This window comes from Lysobacter sp. GCM10012299, assembly GCF_042649405.1.
Taxonomy (GTDB): Bacteria; Pseudomonadota; Gammaproteobacteria; order Xanthomonadales; family Xanthomonadaceae; genus Lysobacter_J.
In genome coordinates, this window is the sequence record NZ_JBHRZC010000007.1 from 136,429 (window position 1) to 154,994 (window position 18,566).

General features: G+C 62.6%; 21 protein-coding genes. 14 read left to right on the plus strand and 7 right to left on the minus strand.

The window, feature by feature from the left end; all coding sequences use genetic code 11:
* Positions 1–13: 13 nt before the first annotated feature.
* The 4 genes from ACFOPO_RS16620 to ACFOPO_RS16635 all read left to right on the plus strand — a co-directional run bounded on the left by ACFOPO_RS16620 (position 14) and on the right by ACFOPO_RS16635 (position 4,676).
* On the plus strand, positions 14–538 hold the full coding sequence (locus tag ACFOPO_RS16620) for a hypothetical protein (RefSeq protein WP_386704664.1): 525 nt from the start codon (positions 14–16) through the stop codon (positions 536–538).
* Complete coding sequence (locus ACFOPO_RS16625) at positions 535–1,206, plus strand: hypothetical protein (protein WP_386704666.1); 672 nt, start codon at positions 535–537, stop codon at positions 1,204–1,206. The genes ACFOPO_RS16620 and ACFOPO_RS16625 overlap by 4 nt, the downstream gene beginning before the upstream one ends.
* 73 nt (positions 1,207–1,279) lie before the next feature.
* Positions 1,280–1,864 carry a hypothetical protein gene (locus tag ACFOPO_RS16630; RefSeq protein WP_386704667.1) on the plus strand — a complete coding sequence of 195 codons (585 nt, stop codon included), beginning with the start codon at positions 1,280–1,282 and terminating at the stop codon, positions 1,862–1,864.
* 7 nt (positions 1,865–1,871) lie between these two features.
* Positions 1,872–4,676 carry a pyocin knob domain-containing protein gene (locus tag ACFOPO_RS16635; RefSeq protein ID WP_386704669.1) on the plus strand — a complete coding sequence of 935 codons (2,805 nt, stop codon included), beginning with the start codon at positions 1,872–1,874 and terminating at the stop codon, positions 4,674–4,676.
* Positions 4,677–5,302: 626 nt separating this feature from the next.
* Here the strand turns inward: ACFOPO_RS16635 and ACFOPO_RS16640 are convergent.
* Entirely contained in the window at positions 5,303–6,178 is an 876-nt protein-coding gene (locus ACFOPO_RS16640) for a hypothetical protein (RefSeq protein WP_386704670.1), read from the minus strand.
* 135 nt (positions 6,179–6,313) lie between these two features.
* Between ACFOPO_RS16640 and ACFOPO_RS16645 the strand changes: the two genes are divergently transcribed.
* On the plus strand, positions 6,314–7,108 hold the full coding sequence (locus ACFOPO_RS16645; protein WP_386704671.1) for a DNA adenine methylase: 795 nt from the start codon (positions 6,314–6,316) through the stop codon (positions 7,106–7,108).
* A 120-nt stretch (positions 7,109–7,228) separates the two neighbouring features.
* Positions 7,229–8,164, plus strand: a complete 936-nt coding sequence (locus tag ACFOPO_RS16650; RefSeq protein ID WP_386704672.1) for a hypothetical protein — start codon at positions 7,229–7,231, stop codon at positions 8,162–8,164.
* Positions 8,165–8,252: 88 nt separating this feature from the next.
* On the opposite strand, the gene ACFOPO_RS16655 is transcribed toward ACFOPO_RS16650, so the two are convergent.
* Positions 8,253–8,486 carry a hypothetical protein gene (locus ACFOPO_RS16655; RefSeq protein ID WP_386704674.1) on the minus strand — a complete coding sequence of 78 codons (234 nt, stop codon included), beginning with the start codon at positions 8,484–8,486 and terminating at the stop codon, positions 8,253–8,255.
* Between the two features lie 960 nt (positions 8,487–9,446).
* Between ACFOPO_RS16655 and ACFOPO_RS16660 the strand changes: the two genes are divergently transcribed.
* Both ACFOPO_RS16660 and ACFOPO_RS16665 read left to right on the plus strand, forming a co-directional pair.
* On the plus strand, positions 9,447–10,115 hold the full coding sequence (locus ACFOPO_RS16660) for a hypothetical protein (protein WP_386704676.1): 669 nt from the start codon (positions 9,447–9,449) through the stop codon (positions 10,113–10,115).
* 17 nt (positions 10,116–10,132) lie between these two features.
* The gene (locus tag ACFOPO_RS16665) at positions 10,133–10,585 is read left to right on the plus strand and encodes a type II toxin-antitoxin system YafO family toxin (RefSeq protein WP_386704678.1); all 453 of its coding nucleotides are present in this window, start codon (positions 10,133–10,135) and stop codon (positions 10,583–10,585) included.
* A 287-nt stretch (positions 10,586–10,872) separates the two neighbouring features.
* On the opposite strand, the gene ACFOPO_RS16670 is transcribed toward ACFOPO_RS16665, so the two are convergent.
* Positions 10,873–11,451 carry a hypothetical protein gene (locus tag ACFOPO_RS16670; RefSeq protein WP_386704679.1) on the minus strand — a complete coding sequence of 193 codons (579 nt, stop codon included), beginning with the start codon at positions 11,449–11,451 and terminating at the stop codon, positions 10,873–10,875.
* 277 nt (positions 11,452–11,728) lie between these two features.
* Here ACFOPO_RS16670 and ACFOPO_RS16675 point away from each other — a divergent pair, with 277 nt between their 5' ends.
* The gene (locus ACFOPO_RS16675; protein WP_386704680.1) at positions 11,729–11,971 is read left to right on the plus strand and encodes a hypothetical protein; all 243 of its coding nucleotides are present in this window, start codon (positions 11,729–11,731) and stop codon (positions 11,969–11,971) included.
* A gap of 243 nt (positions 11,972–12,214) precedes the next feature.
* Here the strand turns inward: ACFOPO_RS16675 and ACFOPO_RS16680 are convergent, their stop codons facing one another.
* Entirely contained in the window at positions 12,215–12,775 is a 561-nt protein-coding gene (locus ACFOPO_RS16680) for a dihydrofolate reductase family protein (RefSeq protein WP_386704681.1), read from the minus strand.
* 561 nt (positions 12,776–13,336) lie between these two features.
* On the opposite strand from ACFOPO_RS16680, the gene ACFOPO_RS16685 reads away from it, so the two are divergent.
* The 3 genes from ACFOPO_RS16685 to ACFOPO_RS16695 are packed head-to-tail and all read left to right on the plus strand — an operon-like array spanning position 13,337 to position 14,738.
* Positions 13,337–13,990 (plus strand): hypothetical protein, encoded by a 654-nt coding sequence (locus ACFOPO_RS16685; RefSeq protein WP_386704682.1) that lies wholly within the window; start codon positions 13,337–13,339, stop codon positions 13,988–13,990.
* A gap of 14 nt (positions 13,991–14,004) precedes the next feature.
* Entirely contained in the window at positions 14,005–14,346 is a 342-nt protein-coding gene (locus ACFOPO_RS16690; RefSeq protein WP_386704684.1) for a heavy-metal-associated domain-containing protein, read from the plus strand.
* Complete coding sequence (locus ACFOPO_RS16695) at positions 14,343–14,738, plus strand: hypothetical protein (protein ID WP_386704685.1); 396 nt, start codon at positions 14,343–14,345, stop codon at positions 14,736–14,738. The genes ACFOPO_RS16690 and ACFOPO_RS16695 overlap by 4 nt, the downstream gene beginning before the upstream one ends.
* 12 nt (positions 14,739–14,750) lie before the next feature.
* Here the strand turns inward: ACFOPO_RS16695 and ACFOPO_RS16700 are convergent, their stop codons facing one another.
* Entirely contained in the window at positions 14,751–15,200 is a 450-nt protein-coding gene (locus tag ACFOPO_RS16700; protein ID WP_386704687.1) for a BLUF domain-containing protein, read from the minus strand.
* Between the two features lie 349 nt (positions 15,201–15,549).
* On the opposite strand from ACFOPO_RS16700, the gene ACFOPO_RS16705 reads away from it, so the two are divergent.
* Positions 15,550–16,020 carry a cupin domain-containing protein gene (locus ACFOPO_RS16705; protein ID WP_386704688.1) on the plus strand — a complete coding sequence of 157 codons (471 nt, stop codon included), beginning with the start codon at positions 15,550–15,552 and terminating at the stop codon, positions 16,018–16,020.
* On the opposite strand, the gene ACFOPO_RS16710 is transcribed toward ACFOPO_RS16705, so the two are convergent.
* Entirely contained in the window at positions 16,005–16,811 is an 807-nt protein-coding gene (locus tag ACFOPO_RS16710; RefSeq protein WP_386704689.1) for a transporter, read from the minus strand. The genes ACFOPO_RS16705 and ACFOPO_RS16710 overlap by 16 nt on opposite strands.
* A 141-nt stretch (positions 16,812–16,952) precedes the next feature.
* On the opposite strand from ACFOPO_RS16710, the gene ACFOPO_RS16715 reads away from it, so the two are divergent.
* Positions 16,953–17,978 (plus strand): TraB/GumN family protein, encoded by a 1,026-nt coding sequence (locus ACFOPO_RS16715; protein WP_386704690.1) that lies wholly within the window; start codon positions 16,953–16,955, stop codon positions 17,976–17,978.
* Here the strand turns inward: ACFOPO_RS16715 and ACFOPO_RS16720 are convergent.
* On the minus strand, positions 17,956–18,486 hold the full coding sequence (locus ACFOPO_RS16720) for a nuclear transport factor 2 family protein (RefSeq protein ID WP_386704691.1): 531 nt from the start codon (positions 18,484–18,486) through the stop codon (positions 17,956–17,958). The genes ACFOPO_RS16715 and ACFOPO_RS16720 overlap by 23 nt on opposite strands.
* Between the last annotated feature and the right edge of the window lie 80 nt (positions 18,487–18,566).

The window sequence follows — 18,566 nt, forward strand, 5'->3', positions numbered from 1 at the left end:
TGGCGGGGTAACAATGGAATACCTGAGCATCTCCAATGACCCGAATGAGATCCTGCACCTGACCGACGCCGGCACCGAGATCCTACGCGCGGGCGATACGAGGGAATGGCGGACTTACCTGGACTGGCTTGCCGCGGGCAATGCGCCTATCCGCGACGATTCGCCGCCGCCGACGCTGGAAGCAGCCAAGACGACCGCAGTCGCGCGCCTGAAGCTCGCCGTCGACGCTGAGCTTGCGCCGATCTTGTCGGACTATCCGGTTGCCGAAGTTGCCAGTTGGCCGGTGCAGCTGGCCGAGGCCAACGCATGGCTCGCCGATCCAGCAACGCCGACTCCACTTCTCGACACCGCGCGTGGCGACACCGACAAGGCCGAGTTCTGCCATTCCGTTGTGGGCAAGGCCGATCTCTACAGTCAAGCAGCCGGCCTCGTATTTGCGTGGCGCCGCGCATGCACCGACTGGATCCTGATTGCCGGCGATGTCGAGGCATTGACGGCCTGGTGGCCGCAGTATCCCGAGGTGCCGGTTTCGCCATGACCACGCTGCTTCGATTTCAGGGACAAGATCCCGATGATCTGTTCGAGCCACTCGGCTCCAACGCACCAGACCCGCAGGACGCCGGTGTGCTCATACACGGGCAGGACGCGCGTGCTCGATATGCCCCCGTTGCACTGGGGGCGCCCATCGCGTTCGAAACGCGGCGTGTAAGCAAGGGGCGCGATTGGCGTGATTGGTTTGCCGCCAAGGGCAGCGTGAGCCTGGCGCTGGCCGGGGTCGATGGCCGGTGGGTTGGTGTCGGCGATGCTGCGTTGACGAACCAGCCAACCGTGACCGCCACGGTCTCATTCCAAATTCGGAGCTATGGCGACTGGCTCTTCACCGGCGGCAACTCTCACGGCGCGATCACTATTTCTCCGCCGGCGTCGGGCGTCTGGCTGCCAGCTGGAGGAGTGGCTGGCGACTATGAAGTGCAGTTCGATGTGGTGCATACCGGCGAGGGCGACGTCGCCAACGGGGCTCCGGTCTGGCAGGACTGCTCCAGTTCCCATGGAGCGTCGCTCACGCTGCCTACCTTGTCTGCCGCCAACGCATACGAACGGGAGGGCGAGCTAAGCGTCCGGACGAGGATTCGGCTCAAGACCACCCAGCAAGTCGTTTCCGATTCCACGTGCGTTCTCTCGGCGGTCACCATTGGGTATGCATGAGGTCGCGGCTTGAGAAGTGGTGCCGGATGAGATGGATCGGTGCTTGGCAGTTCGAAGACACAGAGGGTCAATCATGACAATGTTGCAAGAAATACCGCTGGCCGCAGACCAGTGGACTCGCGTCGACGTAACCGCCGGCATGACAGCGGGCAACAACTACGCGCTGCAGGCGCGCATCCAAGGCAACACGCTGTTCTATGTCGGTGCTGTGCCAGATGACGAGGATGCTCGCGTCGTGCTGGTCCTGGAGCGGTTTGAGGTGGCGTATACCGGCGAGCCGCTGTGGTTCTGGACACGTTACGCCACCACCTTGGCCACCGAGGATCTCGGTGTCACATCCACCGCTGGCGGACCGGGCAGCTCAACAGCAGACCTGTCGCTGGAAGCCACTCAGCAGCAGGTGCTGCAGGCGCTGCAGGCCGCGCTGCTGCCGGTGCGGCTGCGGATCCCGGCCACCGACGGCATGACCGACGCGACCGTCTCGGGTGTGGCGATGCCGGCCAGCTGGAACCTGCACATCAACGGTCAGCTGCTCGCCCTCGATGTCGACTATTCGTACGCCGGCGACGGCTCCGCAGCCACGCCGCTCATCATCACCTTCCTGCCGGCGCTGGGCTTCCCAATTGAAGCCAGCGACCTGATCGTCATTACGAGCTGATCCGCCCATGAGCAAGATCCCCAGCAAGCAACTCGACTCTCACGCCGCCGATGTTTCGGTCGCGCCAATCTCCGGCCTCTCGGCAACGCAGGTGCAAGGCGCGCTCGAGGAGCTGAATGTCAAAGCACTCGGGGTCGGCGCGGCGATGATCACCGCCGACGGCGTCGCCATTCCCGGTTCACCCGCCAATCCGATTCCGGTGCGCCTGACCCGCAGCGATGGCGGCGTGGCGTACGCGGTTCCTAGCGCCGCCAACAGCGCAGGCGAAAGCGGGGTGGCGGGTTTCGTTACCACCGCCATCGCTGCCAACGACAGCGGGCCAATCTTGCCCGACCTGGTGTTGATCGGGGTCGATACCGGCGCGGCCGGCAACGGGGCGGGCATCTTTCTGGGGGCGGCCGGCGGTCTGGTTTTCGGGACACCTGACAGCGCGTTCGCAGTCCGCATTGGGCACGTGATCCAGTCCGGCGTCGCCGGTGTGGTGATGCTCAATGCCCTGCAGTACGCAGACGGCATCAAGCGTCACTTTGAGGATGCCGCGGGGAACGCCCACCTGACCCACCTGGTCGATCCAGTCGACCCGGGCGACGCCGTGCCGCTTGGGTTTGCCGACAACCGTTACCAGGCGCAGACGCTGTCGCAGTCTCTCCCCTCCGGCACATCGGGGAACTGGTTCAAGATCTGCTCTTGGAATATCCCGGAAGGAACGCACTCGCAGTATTTCGATCTGGTGGTGACCTGCGTGGCCATTGGCACTTACGCGTCGTCGGTACAGGCGATTCGAATTGCGGCGACGTCGGCCAGACCGATCGACATTTCGTTTTTTGCGGAGCCCGGCGCGCGCTCGGGTGGCTCGGATGTCGCCTTTGGCCAGTTCGTGTGCACGAGCAGCGGCCTGTGGGGAAAGTACCGCGCCGCCTCTGGGCGAGGGGTCCAGTTTGGACTCACGGTGCTGGCCACCGTGGGGAACACCAAAATCGAGCTAGCCCCAGTCAACACGGGGTCTGCCACCCAGCCACCAGGGATTCTGTTTCCGAGCGACGGATCGTTACTGTCCGCGTACAAGGCCTATTCGAATCACGGCCCGTTGCTGTCCCTGGCAGATGGCGATGCGCGTTACGTTCGAGGCGTGGCGCCGGTACCGAACCAGACGACGGTCGCCGTCGCTAACGGCATTTCAACGATAGGCACGGCGCAGGACATCGGAGCCGGTAGCGCGCCAACTTTCGCGCGGGTGCAGGTGACGAGCGACCCGCAGTCGGGCAATGACGCGGTTCGCTCCAGTTACGTCGATCAGCTGCTCACCGGGCAGAAGTCAAAGGGAGCCGTCCGCCTGGCGTTGACCGCGGTCACGGCGAGCCTGTCGGGTTTGCTGGTGGTCGATGACGTGCAGACCGCCGACGGCGAAGTGGTGCTGTATGCCCCGCAAGACGTAGCCGGCAACCCCATTGCGGACGTCAACGCCGGCTTGTGGGTGGTGGCTGCAGGGGCATGGACCCGCGACCAGCGTTCTGATGACTGGGATGAGCTGATCGGCGCCTACGTTGTAGTCACCGAAGGCACCGCCAACCGGGGCGGCCGGTTCACCAGCAGCGCCAGCGGCGCAGGAACGGTTGGCGCCACGGCCTACGGCTGGGTGCGGCTGAAGGATCCCGGGACCGTGGTCGAGGCGCCGACGGACGGCAAGGCCTATGTGCGCGAAGCGGCGGTATGGGTCGAAGGTCTGAAGGAAGCGGACCTGCTTGGCCAGACGATTCGGAACCCTCGTGTTGCCCAGGCGGCCTACGGCGCGATCGACTGGGATAACCTGATCACGCCCGGGCTCTGGGGCGTGAACAACACGGCCACCAATGGCCCGCCCGCCGTGGAAGGTAACCTCCAGGTCTTGGTGTTCCGGGCACCCGGTACCGCGCAAGTCACGCAAGTCGCCATCAACCGTGGCAACAGCGCCGAGCCGCAAATGTGGCAACGCAATACGATCGACGCCACGGTGGCCGCGAACTGGTCGCCGTGGCGGCGGTACCTCACCAGCGGCGACCTCCCCATCCCGGTCGACCAGCTGCTCGACCCCGTCGAGCATCCCAACATTGGCACGGCGGCCGATTCGACTCAGGCCATGATCAACGCCGCCGTCGATGCGTACTTCGCCGGCGCGATGCCCCATGTCAACAATCCGCTGTTGATCAAGGGGCAGCGGATCATCAACAACGGGGAGAGCCTTCGCGACTTGGCGAAGCAAGGCGCCGCGTTCGTGAGCTTCTTCCGCGACTACCTTCCGGCAGCCGAGCGAACCGGTCTGCCGGGCGGAAAATATGCCGGCTACATCAGCGTCTACCAGAACACCGCGGGGCACGAGAACCTCGTGATCGAGGTGCACTTAGTCGGTGCAGGCACGGGCAACACTCCCAGTCGGTACCTGATGAAGTGCGCCGAGGGTGCTTGGAGCGACTGGCTCCCCATCACCCAGAACGTGGCCGACAACACCGAGTTCGATACCGGGCGACGCATGGGCGGCGCCGTCGTGTACGGGAAGTTCGTGAGCGGGACCACAGGCGCATTGGGGGGTACCGTCACCTTGGCTGGCGGGGTCAGCCGGGTCGTATCGCAATCAATCCAGGTGAAGCGAAGCGGGCAATCCCAGTGGCACATGTTGTCCGCGGGCATGCTGTCTTCGACCGACCAGGCGGCAGGACATGCGTCTCCGCTTTTCGTGGCCGCGGGGGCCACCGGAACGGGGAATCTGGGGATCCTCATTTCAACGGCCGCGTTTGCGCAGCAGGCCTATCGGGGTTACCTCGAGTACTTGAAGTGAAGGGCGGCCCGGGGACGGGCTTCATGTGGTGAGCTAGCCCGCCAGAGTGTTCGAAGGGACGGCAGCAGCGAAAAGGCCCCAATTGGGGCCTTCTCTTTACGCATCGCTTGGAGTGTTGGTGTTCGCGCGGGAGCTACGTGCATCACCACGGGTGCTCTCTAGCAACTGCTTGCATGTCGAACTATTTTTGCTTGGTGGGGGGGAGCTTTTCGTCTTTTCCGACATAGACACTCCCGCCACCCGCGTTACCGGGGCCGGTCCCGCAGCTTCCGACGCATCCGCCGCCACTGCCACCTCGAGCGCCGCCACCCTCTCGACCACCACCGCCCCGGCCTGGAACGCTCCCATTCTGCTGCTTGTCACGCTTGGTCCCATAGACGTCACCGGAATCCGTGACGAGATATTGGCCGCAAAACTCGCCATTGCAGACAATGAAGGTGTTGCCTGCCTCGGTCCATCGGAAACCATAGATCGGCAATATGCCTTTGAGGAACTGGTCGGTGGCGCCATCTGGGTATGGAGTGCTCACTGCACAATTGCTGCACATCCACGGCCCTTTGATCGCTGCAATAGCCCAGATTGCACCGGCAATGGCAACGGCCAAAGTAGCCCCAACTGCAACACGCTTACTGCGAACAGCACGCCTCATAGATCTTCCTCCCTTGTGTGGTTGCTCGGTTGATCTCTTCTTGTGTCATGCCGTGTTCAAGGTTGTCTCGCACTCTCCGTGTGATCTCCGGTGGCAGTTCGGTAGGTTGTGCCGTTTCGGCTGCAATGGAGTATGCGTAGGACGTCACGGGATCCCGCTTCGTAAGCACACCGTTTCCGTATGCGCTGGCTAAGCCGCGCAATGCGTCGACGTTTCCCGTTGCAACTGCATGGTGTAGATATCGCATCGCCTTATTGCGGTAGGTAGCAACAGCTTCGGGATTGCCCAGCATCTGCGGCGCGTCCCCAACTATTGCCCTGGAGTCAACTGCGTAGAGTAGTTGTGCTGGGACGTACCCTTGCTCGGCCGAAGTTTCAAGCCATCGCATGTATTCGCCGTAGCGCTCGGGCGAGACCGACTGGCATTCTGAAGAGATGAGAGCTTGGGGAGCGGTATCGGGCGCCTCTCTTCGAGCCTGATCGAGTTCGTTACGGCAGGCCGCGATCTTGAGGTAGATGTTGAATGCAGCCACTTCATCGCCCGCCTGTGCAGCCGGTAATAGCCTCGCGACTACTTCGGCAGCGTCGCCATGAGGGGGCTCAAAAGTTTGATTGATCGCATAGGCCCGTCGACCCAAAACCTTGACATCGAACGTGCTGCGATTGCGTTCGGCCGCTGCGTTCGTGAAAGGGTTGGAGTGTTGAAGTTGAATCGGTGGTAGCGATTCCGTATTGATCAAAGAGCTGTGAGTCGCGTCTGACCCCAAGTTGTTAGGGAGCACGAAGTACAGGACAGCTGCTGTGATCGCTACTATGGCAATGATTGCGGTCGCTCGATTTGACAGCGCCTGCATCGACGCTTCCCTCTGTCAGTTTGGTTGGTTGATCGTGATTCGATTTCGCGGTGGTGGTCTAGGCGAATTCGGCTCGCGTGACTGCGGATCGGTCCAAAGCTGCGTGCGAGTCTTCTGGGTAATGAGTTCAGTGCCATGAGTCAGCCAATGTTCCCTTGGCCTGGCGGTAAGACCCGCCTGCTGCCCCACCTGCTACCGCTGGTCGAGGCGACGCCACACACCTGCTATGTGGAGGCGTTTGCCGGCGGCGCGGCCGTACTGTTTGCCAAGGCGCCGGCCAAGGTGGAGGTGCTCAACGACACGCACGGAGAGCTGGTGCGGCTGTACCGGGTCGTGGCACACCACCTGGGCGAGTTCGTCCGGCAGTTCCGCTGGGCGCTGACCTCGCGCGAGATGTTCCGCTGGGCGCAGCTGCAGCACATCGAGACGCTGACCGACATCCAACGGGCCGCCAGGTTCTTCTACCTGCAACGCCTGGCATTCGGCGGTAAGGTCACCGGGCAGGCCTTCGGGACGCACCACGCCAGCCCTCACCGGATCAACCTGCTGAGGCTGGAGGAGAACCTCAGCGCCGCGCATCTGCGCCTGCACGGCGTGGTGATAGAGCAACTGCCGTGGCAGAAGTGCATCGCCCGGTACGATCGCCCCGGCACGCTGTTCTTCCTGGACCCGCCGTACTGGCAAGTTGAGGGCTACGGCGGCGAGTTCGGCCTCGATGAGTACGAGGCGCTGGCCAGCACCTTGGCTGGCCTAAAGGGTAGGGCGATCCTGACGATCAACGACCATACGGACATGCGGCCAATATTTAGTTCCTTCGAGGGGAAGACGGTGGCGATTCGGTACACGATGGGCGCCGGGGCGGGCGTGGACAGGCGGGAGCGGATCTACACGTCTGCCAATTTCTCCAAGGAAATGCGGCAACCTCCTTGAGAGTTGAGCCAGCTGGCGCACAAGTAGCGCTGAGGAAATTTCTCGGGTGAGGCTGGGGATGCTCGCAAGGCGTCGCGGAACCTTTACAGTGGCCCCTTCCAAGTGCACGGAAAGGGCCTCATGGCGCAGGACGAATTTGTCGTACTTCTCGATAACAGGGTCCGTTTCACGACCTCAGAGCCCGTCCGGGTTGAGGATGTAATCGAGTCCCTCAGGGGAATGCAGCGTATTGTCAGTGCGCACTTCCCAAAGGCCATCAAGAATCTGACCGGCGTGCAGGTAACGAGCGCAGAGCTGCTTGTTACCGGGATCGAGGATGGCTCGCTAATCGAAGATACGATGGTTCGGCTTGGGTTTGGAAGTCAAGAGGACTACCACAAATTCCTCAGCAATATACGAGATTCATTCGTCGCCAAAAATCAAGACGGAGATACCGTGGTGAAGGGCTGGGTCGCAGGCGTCCTCCTCGTTGCATTGGGAATCTCAGGTATTGCGTGGTGGCAGCTGGCCAAGGGAAAGGCGGCTGCGCCTGCGGGCCTGATCTCGGTCAACGGCGACAATAATGTGATCCTCACCATCGGTGCCGAAGCCTACAAGACGTCCCCTGACGAATTTCAGAAGGCGGTTGAGTCGTCTCTTTCCCAGCAGCAGAAAAAGAGCGCGGCAAAGGCTGGCGTACAGCTTTTCGCGCCGTCACGCGGCCAACCTAACGCCGGCCTAGAATTGAATGATGGCGATGATGAGGCGGTCGAGATTGTGTCGCCCGAGACGATCAAGCGTATGCCCAAGTCAATTGAAGCTGAGGACAACTCTCAGGATCGAACGTACAAGCGGGTTGAGCTAAAGATCAGGGCTTCCGACAGCGATTCGGAAACTAAGGGGTGGGCCGGTACGATCGACGAGCTCGTTCAGACTCGCACCCGGATCATCTTTGCCAACCCATCAGACGCGGGCAAGGTTATGTACAAGCCTGGTGCCACTGCCGACGTCACTGTCACATACGCCAACGCGGAGCATACGAAGCCAATGTTGATCATCGTTGAGAAGATCTACTGACGCGGCGGTGACTGTACCCCCGGTGCGCCATCGGACGGCGAGCTTTGATGGCGAGGGGGCTGCGTATCGTCCAGCCCGTCGGCAACCTTCAATAGAACACCGCCGTGAATGAGAACAGCAGCACAAGGGCGAGGGTTAAGGACGCCAGCGCAAAGGTCCACGCCCAAAGGCGAAGAGCTGCGGCCAGTAGAGCCAAGCACACCAGAGTGATGCATCCGATCGCCGTCGCGATTGATGCCACGTCGGGCATGCCGCGGCTCAACGCCCAGCCATGCGAGTAGGCGGTCAGGACGAGGGTTACGGCGATGACAACGGTCACCATTACCCTGGCCATGCGCCGGCGCGTCGTTCGGCGACTACGGTCCGCGAGGTGCGTAATCACAGGCATGGCGGAATCCACTTGGCAAGGTGAGATGGCCGGGCCCAACCGAGCCCGGCCATAAGGCCTCCGCCAACCTGCGGGGGATTGGGCCGATGGCGGGACCTCACCCTAGCCAACGTTGTCTTACAAATAGTCGGCCACCTTCGAGACGATCAGCGTCGTGCGGTTCAATGCAGCTCTGCGGAAATCGAGAACAGAATCGCAACTGCCAAGCCTAGTAGCGCTAGCGCTAGCACCAAAACCCAGCGGGGAAGCATTGCCAGCCACGCGGCAAGGCAGGTCAAGATGAGGCTTGCTATGGCTGTCACGAAGAGCGCGACGTCTACCGCGTGGTGGCGCAAAGCCCAAGAGTCCAAGTACGCAGCTATGAGGACGAGAGCAATTGCCGCCGCTATCACCGCGGGCCTACGAACGGATAGGTCGGCGTTGTTCGTGCGGCCCTGATCGGCTCGCTGAGGATCTTGGGGCACGTGAGTCACTTGGACGCTAGGCGAGTGAGGGTGGCGTTGAGACAGGGGCGAGCGGCTGAAGACCCTCAGTGAACTCGGTTCATGTCACGGTACGGGCGTTCTTGATGAATGGCCGGGGCACCCAGGCCCGGCCATGGGCCGGCGCCAACCTGCAAAGGGGGTTCGCCGTCGACGGGGCCTTAATCTACCCAACGCGCTCCGAACGTCGACCGGCCATGGCCAGGTCAGGGGGGGGCGCCCAAGCCAGCCCGCCACCGCCTAGAGGCTTCCTAGGCCGGGGAGGGTGAGCCGACGTTGGTCAAGGCTGCGCGGGATCTAAGCCTAAACTTATCCACAACATTCAGCATTGACTTGCAGGCCGGTTGTGCTATGGCGGCTAACTATGTGTAAACTTTTGGGTTATGGGGTCGGACCCCACCGGGAGATTGGCATGAATGCCGTAGCTTGCCTGACCCACCATAGGGATCAATCGGCAGGATTTTTGAGCCAGCTAGTTGGCTCGTTTTCGCGAATGGCGACCCTTGAAGCGCGTAGCGTTGAGCGGGTCGTACTTAAGCCCTGCTCACAAACAAATGCGGAGCTCGAAAAGATCCTAAGTTGGATGCGCGAAAAGACAGAAGAAATGTCTAACGTCGCAGAATTTGCTACGAACATGGCTGGCCACATTCGCACGTCGCCGCTTCCAGCCGGTGAGTTCCTCGATGCGGATCTGGAAGAGGTTGATAGGTTCAGTTCGTTGCGTGCTGAACTGTCCGACAAGATCCACATGTTCTTGGATGGCAAAAAGGAAATCCATTCCATCTCGGATGTTTCGCGAGTGGACAAGCTGCGCCTGCATGAGGCTCACACCCGAATTATTGAAGCGATTCGCGCCGTGATGGGTGCCCTCGAGTCATTGATCGCCGCGATAGAGTTCCATGACGAAAACAACGTTGAGGCTTGCCGGCGAGGGCTCTCTTTTGAGCAGGCTGTGCAGCTTCACAGCGCTGAGCGCACCGAAGCCTCCTTGAGTACATTTTCGCGACTCGCAGACTCGCAACTCTTTTCGGTGCCTGGAGCACGTCGCGCGTTCGCCGCTCGGTTCCCTCGGGACTCCTGAGTAGAGCAAGCGCAGGGATGGCGATCTATCTAACCGAAGAGTTTCGAGCCACCGCGGATGACGCTGGAATCGACGTGCAAATTCTCGTCGATGAGTTTTCGTGGTGGAAAGAAGACGAGGCTCGGGAATACCTTAGTCCTTGGTTCGGAAAGGACTCCGCATATACGGCTCCTCGGGTAAACGGCGAGCAGTGGGTGTTGCGCCATTGTCATCTACCACCGAGCCATACGGCCGCATTAGCGCGATGGCAGAAGATCCTAAGCCGTAAAGGCCGAAAGACGAGCGATCGCGTCCTTGTCTATGTCAAGCGACCAGACGGCGACTTCCTTCTGATCTTTGTCCTCGACGAGCCTGGCGCTCACCAGATCGCCAAGATGGAAAATCTCGCTGACCGTCAACTTATGCAGGCCATGTCTGCGGCCGCTGAGGAGTTCCTAGCCGGCGACCACAGCAACTGCCGAGTCGCCTAGCTGGAGGCGGAGTGCTTCCATCTGTCAATGCTGCGCCAGCCCATCCCACCCGACTTCACCTGGCAGCAGGGCTCGATCAGCGGCCCGGCGACTACACGCTGGCTGCACTGTGGATCGACGGCCGTGGCCGTGGTGGCCTTCCACAACGACGTGTCGACCGTCAACTGGCACCTCGACGTGAAGCGGGAGCGGACCGCGCCAGCCCCATCGCAGGAGCTGGCCATGGCCTGGGCTGAACGATGGGCGGTGGCGAACTCAGCCCGGATTAGGCAGCGAGTGACGGCCTGCTAGGAGCCGAATGCTATGCGAACCGCCGTATAGGAATTTGCGATCCCGAATGCAAAGAGCACGTAACCGCTGATGCCAACAAGGATCGCAGCCAGAGTCAGTGCTTGGCCGGCCTTGAACCAGATGCCACCTTCTTCGGGGGCTTCTGCATAGCACGCCTGACTGAAATAGCGGACGGCGTAGCAGCTCGCCGCGAGTAAGACGCCTATGCCGAACTGAAGCAGCGGCAGTGCGAGGAGGCGCGCCAATACGTCGCCAGTGGGTTTCCCTGCTAGATTGCTCAGCATGCCCAGCATAGCGATAACCGCGCCGCCGTTAATGATCAGCAGTGCTTGGATTGCGTTCCTTCCGGCATCCATTACCGACTTGAACATCTCTAGGTTGTACTGAGTCGTGGCCGAGTACTGGGCCAGGGAGCCTTCGTGCGCTATGCGCCGTTCCTCCAGAGAGGTGGTGGCGCTAGCCTTCATCCCTTCCATGTAGCGCTTCATGGCTTCGACGGAGATTTGATGATTGCCAGTGCCTTTGAATCGGTCTAGCTCCGTGATTACGCTGTCAATGAGTGCTTTCGGTTCCACGCAGGCTCATCCTTGGCGACTGGATTTTGGACAGATTGCCGAATTTTGGACAAAAGAAAAGGGCCGCGATCTCTCGCAGCCCTACATATATGGCGCCCGAAGTTCGACTCGAACCAACGACCCCCTGATTAACAGTCATCTGCTCCAACTGTAAGGGCGTTGCCGTTACTTCTCCAAAGGTCGGCTGGGCCGGAGCCGCGATCACGAGTCAATCGTCCGTAGAACCGTCGGGTTAGCCCCCTCGACCGCCGCCGCCTGGATTACCACCTCGGTCAACATGGCCGCCACGGTCGACGTGCCCACCTCGATCAACATGGCCGCCACGGTCGACGTGGCCACCCCGGTCGACGTGCCCCCCTCGATCCACATGCCCACCCCGATCGACGTGGCCACCCCGGTCGACGTGCCCGCCGCGGTCGACGTGTCCCCCTCGATCCACATGCCCACCCCGATCGACGTGGCCACCTCGATCTACATGGCCGCCTTGGTCACCCTTGTTTCCATGCTCTGGCATGTTTAGCCCCCTGTGCGCGCGCCGGCTGGCGCCAGCGAAGCATATGCCGATTCAGGCGGCTACTACCTAGCGGGCATCACCCTATCCAGTTGTAACCCCTTGATCCATATTGATCGGAGCGGGCGAGATTGGCGGGTCAACTTCGGCCCTGAAACCTTTCCGGATCATCGGCTTACGTCTGTCACGACACATGCCTGGGGGGCAGAGGGTCGTCGGTTCAAATCCGGCCGTCCCGACCATTGCATCGAGTCATCCTTTCGGCACGTACCGCAACGCCAGCGCGCCCGAGCCCAGCTCGTGCCTGCCCACGAGCTTCAGGTCGACATACTTCGACAGCCCGGCGAACAGCGTGGGCCCATGGCCCGCAATCCTGGGTTGCACCACGAACTCGTACTCGTCGATCAGGCCCATCTCGGCCAGGGCGAACGGCAACGTCACGCCGCCTACGAAAATTCCCTTGCCCGGCTCGCGCTTGAGCGCTTGCACGGATTCCCGCAGGTCTCCGCGCAGGAGCTCGGCATTCCAGTCGACATGGTCGAGGGTGCTCGAGACCACGTATTTCCTGGCTGCGTGGATCGTATGGACGAAAGGCATCACCCAGGGTTCCGCCCACTCGGGCACCACGCCTGTCTCCGCCGGCTCCCGCCACGCGTCTTCCATCATCTGGTAAGTCACCCGGCCGAAGAGCAGGGCATCGGCTTGTGCGAGATTGCGGGCGTGGTGCTGATGCAGTTCTTCGTCGGCCATGCCTGCACGGTGGTCGCAGCAGCCATCCAGCGTGATGTTGATGGAGTACCGGAGCGGTCGCATGGCGTCCTCCTGGAAGGGCCAACGGTCGAATGTTGCCGAGGGTACGGCTTCGCCTCGTGAAGTCCAAGGTTCCGGCGCGGGGAGGGTATGGAACGCTTCCCCGGCGGGAGTAGACTGCGCGCATGCGCTGGCGCCCATCCCATCGTGTCGTACTGCACCTGCTGCTGGTGGCATGCCTGGCAATTCCAGGCGTGGCTGCCCCGGCACGGGCCGTTGCCGAAGCGATGGCGGTGGCCGCAGCAGCGGCAGATGCTCCGATGCAGTCCGACATGCCTTGCGAAGAGATGCGTTCAAATCGCGCCGGCGAGTCACCCTGTGACTGCTGCGATGTCCGATCGTGCGACTTGTCGGCGTGCCTGGGTACGGCATGCCTGCCCCAGCTGCCGCGCCTGGTCGCCCATGTTCCGCCTGCCGTCGCAGCGACGCCGTGGCGCGGACCCATGCTGCGGACGGGCATGACCGGCACGCCCTTCAGGCCACCCATCACCTGATTGCTCCGTAGCAAGAGCGGGCGCATGCGCGCCCCGGCGCCGCCTCGTGCGGCATCCCGGAGACATACACGTGAACTCACACAAACAGTGGGCAGCTTTCATGCTGCTCGGGCTCCTGCCCCTGGCGGCGGCAGCCAAACCCATCGCATTCGCAAAAGGCACGACCGTGATGGTCGAGTACGGCGCCGGCACCATGAACGAGGCGCAGTTGTTCTACGCCCCACGTTACTGGTACTCGGTGGGTGGCGGCTGGCTGGAGCTGCAGAGCGAGGACGGCAGCAAGCAGCGGCACGTTACCTACCTGCGCGGCAACCTGCTGGCCAAACGCTGGAACCTGCCGGCCGCCCAGGCCAACGTCTTTGTCTGGGGTGGCCTGGGTCGCGCCACCGGCAACGACTTCGAAGGCAGTGACCTGGCCCGCAATGCCGGTTTCCAGGCCGACTACGAAACGCGGCGTGTGTATGGCGCGTTCCGCTCCGATCTGCAGGAAAGCGATCACTTCTCGCACCGCATCGATACGCTCCAGCTGGGCTGGGCGCCGTACAAGCACGACTACAACACGCTTGCGACGTGGTTCGTCGTCCAGGGGCGCAGCTACACCGGAGGGCTGTTCGACGGAACCGAAACCGCCTTCCTCCTGCGCTTCTTCAAGGGCGGCACCTGGGTCGAGATCGGCGCCACCGCGGACGGCAAGGTCCAGGCCATGGCCATGTTCAATTTCTGACGGACACCACTTCCATGAAACTCATCAAATCCAATCGCCTCAAGGTGCTGGCCGCGGCCGCATTGCTGGCCGTGTCTTCGCTGGCTTCGGCCGCCACCATCGAGATGGATGTCAACGGCCTGGTGTGCGCCTTCTGCGCGCAGGGCATCGAAAAGTCGCTCAAGGCATTTCCGGCAACCGACGCCGTTTTCGTCAGCCTCGAGCACCGCATCGTTGCCGTGCACCTCAAGGACGGGAGTGACATCGACGACGCCACGCTGCGCAAGGCCATCACCGACGCGGGCTATACCGTCGTGGCGATCCGCCGCACCGAGGAGTCGCTCGATGCGATTCGCCAACGGGTCAAAGGGCCATGACTGAGGCAGACGCGCGCGCTCCCCTGAAGCGCAATCTCGGCGTCGCGATGCTGACGCTGCTCGCTAGCAGCGGCACGCTGGTGTGCTGCGTCCTGCCTGCTGTGATGGTCGCCGTCGGTGCAGGTGCGGCGCTGGCTGGCCTTGTCACTGCAGTGCCGCAGCTGGTCTGGCTTTCCGAGCACAAGGCAGGCGTCTTCGGTCTTGCGTCCGTACTGCTCGCACTGTCCGGCGGGTTGTTGTGGCGTGCGCGACGGTTGCCGTGTCCGAGCGATCCAGCGCTGGCCCGTGCCTGCACGCGCCTGCGCATGGGCAGCATCGTGCTGTGGTGGGTGGCGCTGATCTGCATGCTGGTCGGAGCGACGTTCGCGTTCGTGTTGCCCCGCCTGGCCTGAGACATGCCGCACTCAGGCCGGGGCGACCGGATTCTGCGCTTGCCACTTGCTCCAGTAATGCACCAGCAGGGCAATGCCGTCGGTTCGCTCGTAGGAACTTCGGGTGATCGGGATCGACTCTTCCCAGCGCGCCTGCGCCAGCTCCTGCAGCGTGGTCGCCGTCGCGTTGCAGAATCCCATGTGCCAACTGTCGAACTGACGGTGGCCGACGGCTGAATTCATCAGTTCGCGGATGTCGGTATGGCTGCGCGCCTGCCGGATTCGCCCGTACACGGCGTCGACGTTTTCAGGCAGGCCTTCGAAGTACTGGAAGAACTGCTGGCCATTGAAGAGCAGTACGCCGGTAACGCCTGACATCGCATTGAACCCGCGCGCGTCCAGCAACAGCCCGTCGATTTCGGCGGGCTGCAGGCTGCGCGTGGCCGTGCTTACGTACGCGATGGCGTGCAAGGCGCTGTTCAAGTCGGCAAGTCCCGATGGATCGATCCGCCCCCTGGCCGGGCCCCGCGACGAGACTAGGCGAGCCGCTTGCCGGCCGCAACCGCGCGCAATAAAAAGGGCCGCGGGCCTCGCTGAGAGGCTCGCGACCCTCCGGCGGACGGCAGCCCGAGGGCATGCCATCGTCGACCGATCAGGTTCGTGGAGGGACCATGAAAAGATCTGCTCTTCGTCACCGGACCGGTAGGAGGAGCGTACTGCGTCCGGCGAAATTCCAGCGTGAGGAAACGGGCGCCAGGCGAACACCTGGCCATAACATCCCCCGCAACCGTGGCGTGCTGGTGGGACAGCCCGACCACGCTACGATGTGCCGATGAATCCGCGCGCGGAACATCTGATCAGCGAACTGCAGCTCACTCCACATCCGGAGGGCGGCTACTTCCGGCGTGTTTACGCTTCCGGAACCAGCGTGGAAGCGAATGGAATCCAGCGGCCTGCACTTACCGCGATCCGCTTCCTGCTTTGCCGCGGGCAGGTGAGCCAATGGCACCGGGTCGATGCGGACGAGTGCTGGCATTGGCAGGAGGGCGATGCGCTGGAGTTGCTGGAGTTCGATCCGGACACCGCCGCGCTCACGACCACTACGCTCGACCAGAGCGGCAAGGGCATGCCGATGCACGTGGTGCGGGCAGGGCATTGGCAGGCGGCGCGTCCGTTGGGCGAGTACGCACTGGTGGCGTGCACGGTGTCGCCGGGCTTCGTCTGGGAAGGGTTCGAGTTGTTGGACGCGAACAGTGACGTGGCGGCCGTGCTGTCGCGCCTGGGCGGCTACTTCTCGGGATAGAGCAGGGTGAAGGTGAAGCGCAGTCCCCAGTCGGCGCCATTGTCGGGTGCTTCCGCGTAGTAGCGGATACCGCCCTGGTAACTCACCATCTGCCGGCCGATCTTGCTGACCTTGCTGTAGCCGATGTTGATGGGGACAGTCCACTGGCTCGCTTTCCAGTCATAGGTCGACTCGAGGTTCGCGGAGACGGTGCGGCCCTGGCCCAGTCCCTTCGCGACGAACGGTTGCAGGAAGGTGTTGCTGAAGTCGGCCCGGTCGTCGTCGCCGGCGAACGACCAGACGTGGTTGACGAGCGCGCCGTAGGTCCAGCCACCCTTGGTCTGCTTGAGCACGACCGCGGTAGGGCCGGCGCCCCACTTTTCCGCACCCAGCAGGTCGTCCGTCGCGGTCGGCAGGTACAGCGCAGGGCCGACGCCCCAGGTCCACCCCGATGCGGTCGGCGCCTTGGGGGAGAAGAACACGCTCTGCAGCGTATCGCCCAGCCCGAACTGCGATCCAGCGCCGGGAACGACGTCCTCCTGGTAGGTGATCGGAACGATGGTTCGCGAGATCAGGTTCCAGTCTTCGCTGATGGAAACCGGAACCACCGGTTGGACATTGACGAACGTCTTGCTGCCATCGTCATCCGGTCCGATGCCTTCGTCATGGTTGAACTGCAACGGCACGCTGATCAGGCTGGCGACGGGATTGGAAAGCTGCTTCGCCAGCTCGTCGGCATCCTGTGCCAGCGCCGGCGCGGAAAACAGCAATGCCATCGATGCGAGGCAGGCCGTCCAGTGATTGAAATACATGTGCGCGATCGTCCCTGGGTTGGAGTGCGTGTGGTCCGATCGTATTCGCCCCGCGCCAGCGAACAGTTCTCGCCTCCTTCACACGGGGGGCGGCCGTGGTCCATCATCGATCCGCCGGACATCGTTCCCAACGGAGTGGATATGCGATTTGGCCTTGCCCCCGCATTGCTTGCGCTTTCGATCCTGCTTGCCGTTGCGCCTGTCAGCGCCCAGGAACCGCTGCCGCCCATCCGCGACATGGAAACGCTCGTGGTCAGCGGCGTCCAGCCCGGGCCCGGCATGTGGAAGGTCCGCCGCGACGACCACACGCTGTACGTGCTCGGCACGCTGTCACCGCTGCCGAAGCGGATGGAGTGGGAGTCGCGCGACGTCGAGAACGTGATCGCCCAGGCACAGGAAGTGATCCAGGCGCCGAGCGTGACCATCGACGGAAAGCTCGGCATCTTCCAGCGCCTGCTGCTCGCGCCCAAGGCGCTGAGCGCGCGCAAGAACCCCGACGGTCAGACCCTGCAGCAGGTTGTGCCGGCCGACATGTACGCGCGCTGGCTGGTGCTCAAGCGCAAGTACATGGGCAACGATCGCAGCGTGGAGGAGTGGCGGCCGATGCTGGCGGCGCTGGAGCTCTACAACGAAGCCATGGACGACAACGATCTCAAGCAGTTCGGCATGGTGTCGCCGGTGGTCGAGAAGATGGCCCGTCGCCACAAGGTGCCGTTGACGACCACGCGCGTCACCATCCTCATCGAGGACCCGAAGGTGGCGTTGCAGGAATTCCGCGAGTCCAAGCTCGACGACGTCGATTGCTTCGGCAAGACCATGCAGCGACTGGAGTCGGACCTGCAGATGATGCGCGAGCGCGCCAACGCCTGGGCGGTCGGTGACATCGCGACCCTGAAGTCATTGCCCTACACCGACCAGAACGAAGCCTGCATCAAGGCGGTGTCGCAGGCGGCGGTGCTACGCAAGCGCACCGGCGACATCGAGGCGCAGGTGCGCGAACGCTGGCTGGACGCCGCCGAGCTGGCACTGAAGAACAACCGCGTGAGCCTGGCGGTGCTGCCGATGCGCGAGCTGCTCAAGCCCGACGGTTACGCGGCGCAGTTGCGCGCGCGCGGCTACTCCGTCGAGGAACCGGGCGAGTCGGCTATCGCCAGTCCAGCACCGTAGGTCCGCCGGTCAGGCGGGGGGGCGCCAGGGTGACCGAGTAGGCCACGGTCGTGATCTTCCAGCCCGCGCCGGTCCTGACCATCAGCCAGCATTCCTTGCCCCAGTTGGTGCTTTTGCCATTGGACAGGAACGAATAGTCGAACGTGACGGCCGCCACTTCGCCGTCGGAATCGATCTTGCTGTTCGAGAAGGTTTCTTCGCTGCGGTTCTTGCTGGCGACGATGCCGTCGATGAAGGCGACAGGGGTGTTCTCCTTCTTGAATCTGGCCTTGATCGCCTCCGGGTGCTTGGCCTGGACCTGCGCGAGCGACTTGTCGTCGAGCACGCTCTGCCACGGAACATCCTGCTGGACGAAAAGGTCGAGGAAACGTTCCCTGTCCTTGTCGATGATCGAAGTGCGGAACGACTCGATCACGGCAAGGATGCCGGGGTCGCCTTCGGCCGCGTATGCCGGCGGGAACGACAGGGCAAGCGCGAGCGATATCGCTGCAAGCGAGCGCGACTTCATGGCGACACGATTCCTGATTGGTCCTCGACCGGATCGCGCATGTTAGCGGCGATCCGGTTTTCGCAATAAAACCGATGCGG

Excerpts from the sequence above, each read along its gene's own strand:
- ACFOPO_RS16620 (WP_386704664.1), top strand. The coding sequence starts at position 14 with ATGGAATACCTGAGCATCTCCAATGACCCGAATGAGATCCTGCACCTG.
- ACFOPO_RS16625 (WP_386704666.1), top strand. The coding sequence starts at position 535 with ATGACCACGCTGCTTCGATTTCAGGGACAAGATCCCGATGATCTGTTC.
- ACFOPO_RS16630 (WP_386704667.1), top strand. The coding sequence starts at position 1,280 with ATGACAATGTTGCAAGAAATACCGCTGGCCGCAGACCAGTGGACTCGC.
- ACFOPO_RS16635 (WP_386704669.1), top strand. The coding sequence starts at position 1,872 with ATGAGCAAGATCCCCAGCAAGCAACTCGACTCTCACGCCGCCGATGTT.
- ACFOPO_RS16640 (WP_386704670.1), bottom strand. The coding sequence starts at position 6,178 with ATGCAGGCGCTGTCAAATCGAGCGACCGCAATCATTGCCATAGTAGCG.
- ACFOPO_RS16645 (WP_386704671.1), top strand. The coding sequence starts at position 6,314 with ATGAGTCAGCCAATGTTCCCTTGGCCTGGCGGTAAGACCCGCCTGCTG.
- ACFOPO_RS16650 (WP_386704672.1), top strand. The coding sequence starts at position 7,229 with ATGGCGCAGGACGAATTTGTCGTACTTCTCGATAACAGGGTCCGTTTC.
- ACFOPO_RS16655 (WP_386704674.1), bottom strand. The coding sequence starts at position 8,486 with ATGGTGACCGTTGTCATCGCCGTAACCCTCGTCCTGACCGCCTACTCG.
- ACFOPO_RS16660 (WP_386704676.1), top strand. The coding sequence starts at position 9,447 with ATGAATGCCGTAGCTTGCCTGACCCACCATAGGGATCAATCGGCAGGA.
- ACFOPO_RS16665 (WP_386704678.1), top strand. The coding sequence starts at position 10,133 with ATGGCGATCTATCTAACCGAAGAGTTTCGAGCCACCGCGGATGACGCT.
- ACFOPO_RS16675 (WP_386704680.1), top strand. The coding sequence starts at position 11,729 with ATGGCCGCCACGGTCGACGTGCCCACCTCGATCAACATGGCCGCCACG.
- ACFOPO_RS16680 (WP_386704681.1), bottom strand. The coding sequence starts at position 12,775 with ATGCGACCGCTCCGGTACTCCATCAACATCACGCTGGATGGCTGCTGC.
- ACFOPO_RS16690 (WP_386704684.1), top strand. The coding sequence starts at position 14,005 with ATGAAACTCATCAAATCCAATCGCCTCAAGGTGCTGGCCGCGGCCGCA.
- ACFOPO_RS16695 (WP_386704685.1), top strand. The coding sequence starts at position 14,343 with ATGACTGAGGCAGACGCGCGCGCTCCCCTGAAGCGCAATCTCGGCGTC.
- ACFOPO_RS16705 (WP_386704688.1), top strand. The coding sequence starts at position 15,550 with ATGAATCCGCGCGCGGAACATCTGATCAGCGAACTGCAGCTCACTCCA.
- ACFOPO_RS16710 (WP_386704689.1), bottom strand. The coding sequence starts at position 16,811 with ATGTATTTCAATCACTGGACGGCCTGCCTCGCATCGATGGCATTGCTG.
- ACFOPO_RS16715 (WP_386704690.1), top strand. The coding sequence starts at position 16,953 with ATGCGATTTGGCCTTGCCCCCGCATTGCTTGCGCTTTCGATCCTGCTT.
- ACFOPO_RS16720 (WP_386704691.1), bottom strand. The coding sequence starts at position 18,486 with ATGAAGTCGCGCTCGCTTGCAGCGATATCGCTCGCGCTTGCCCTGTCG.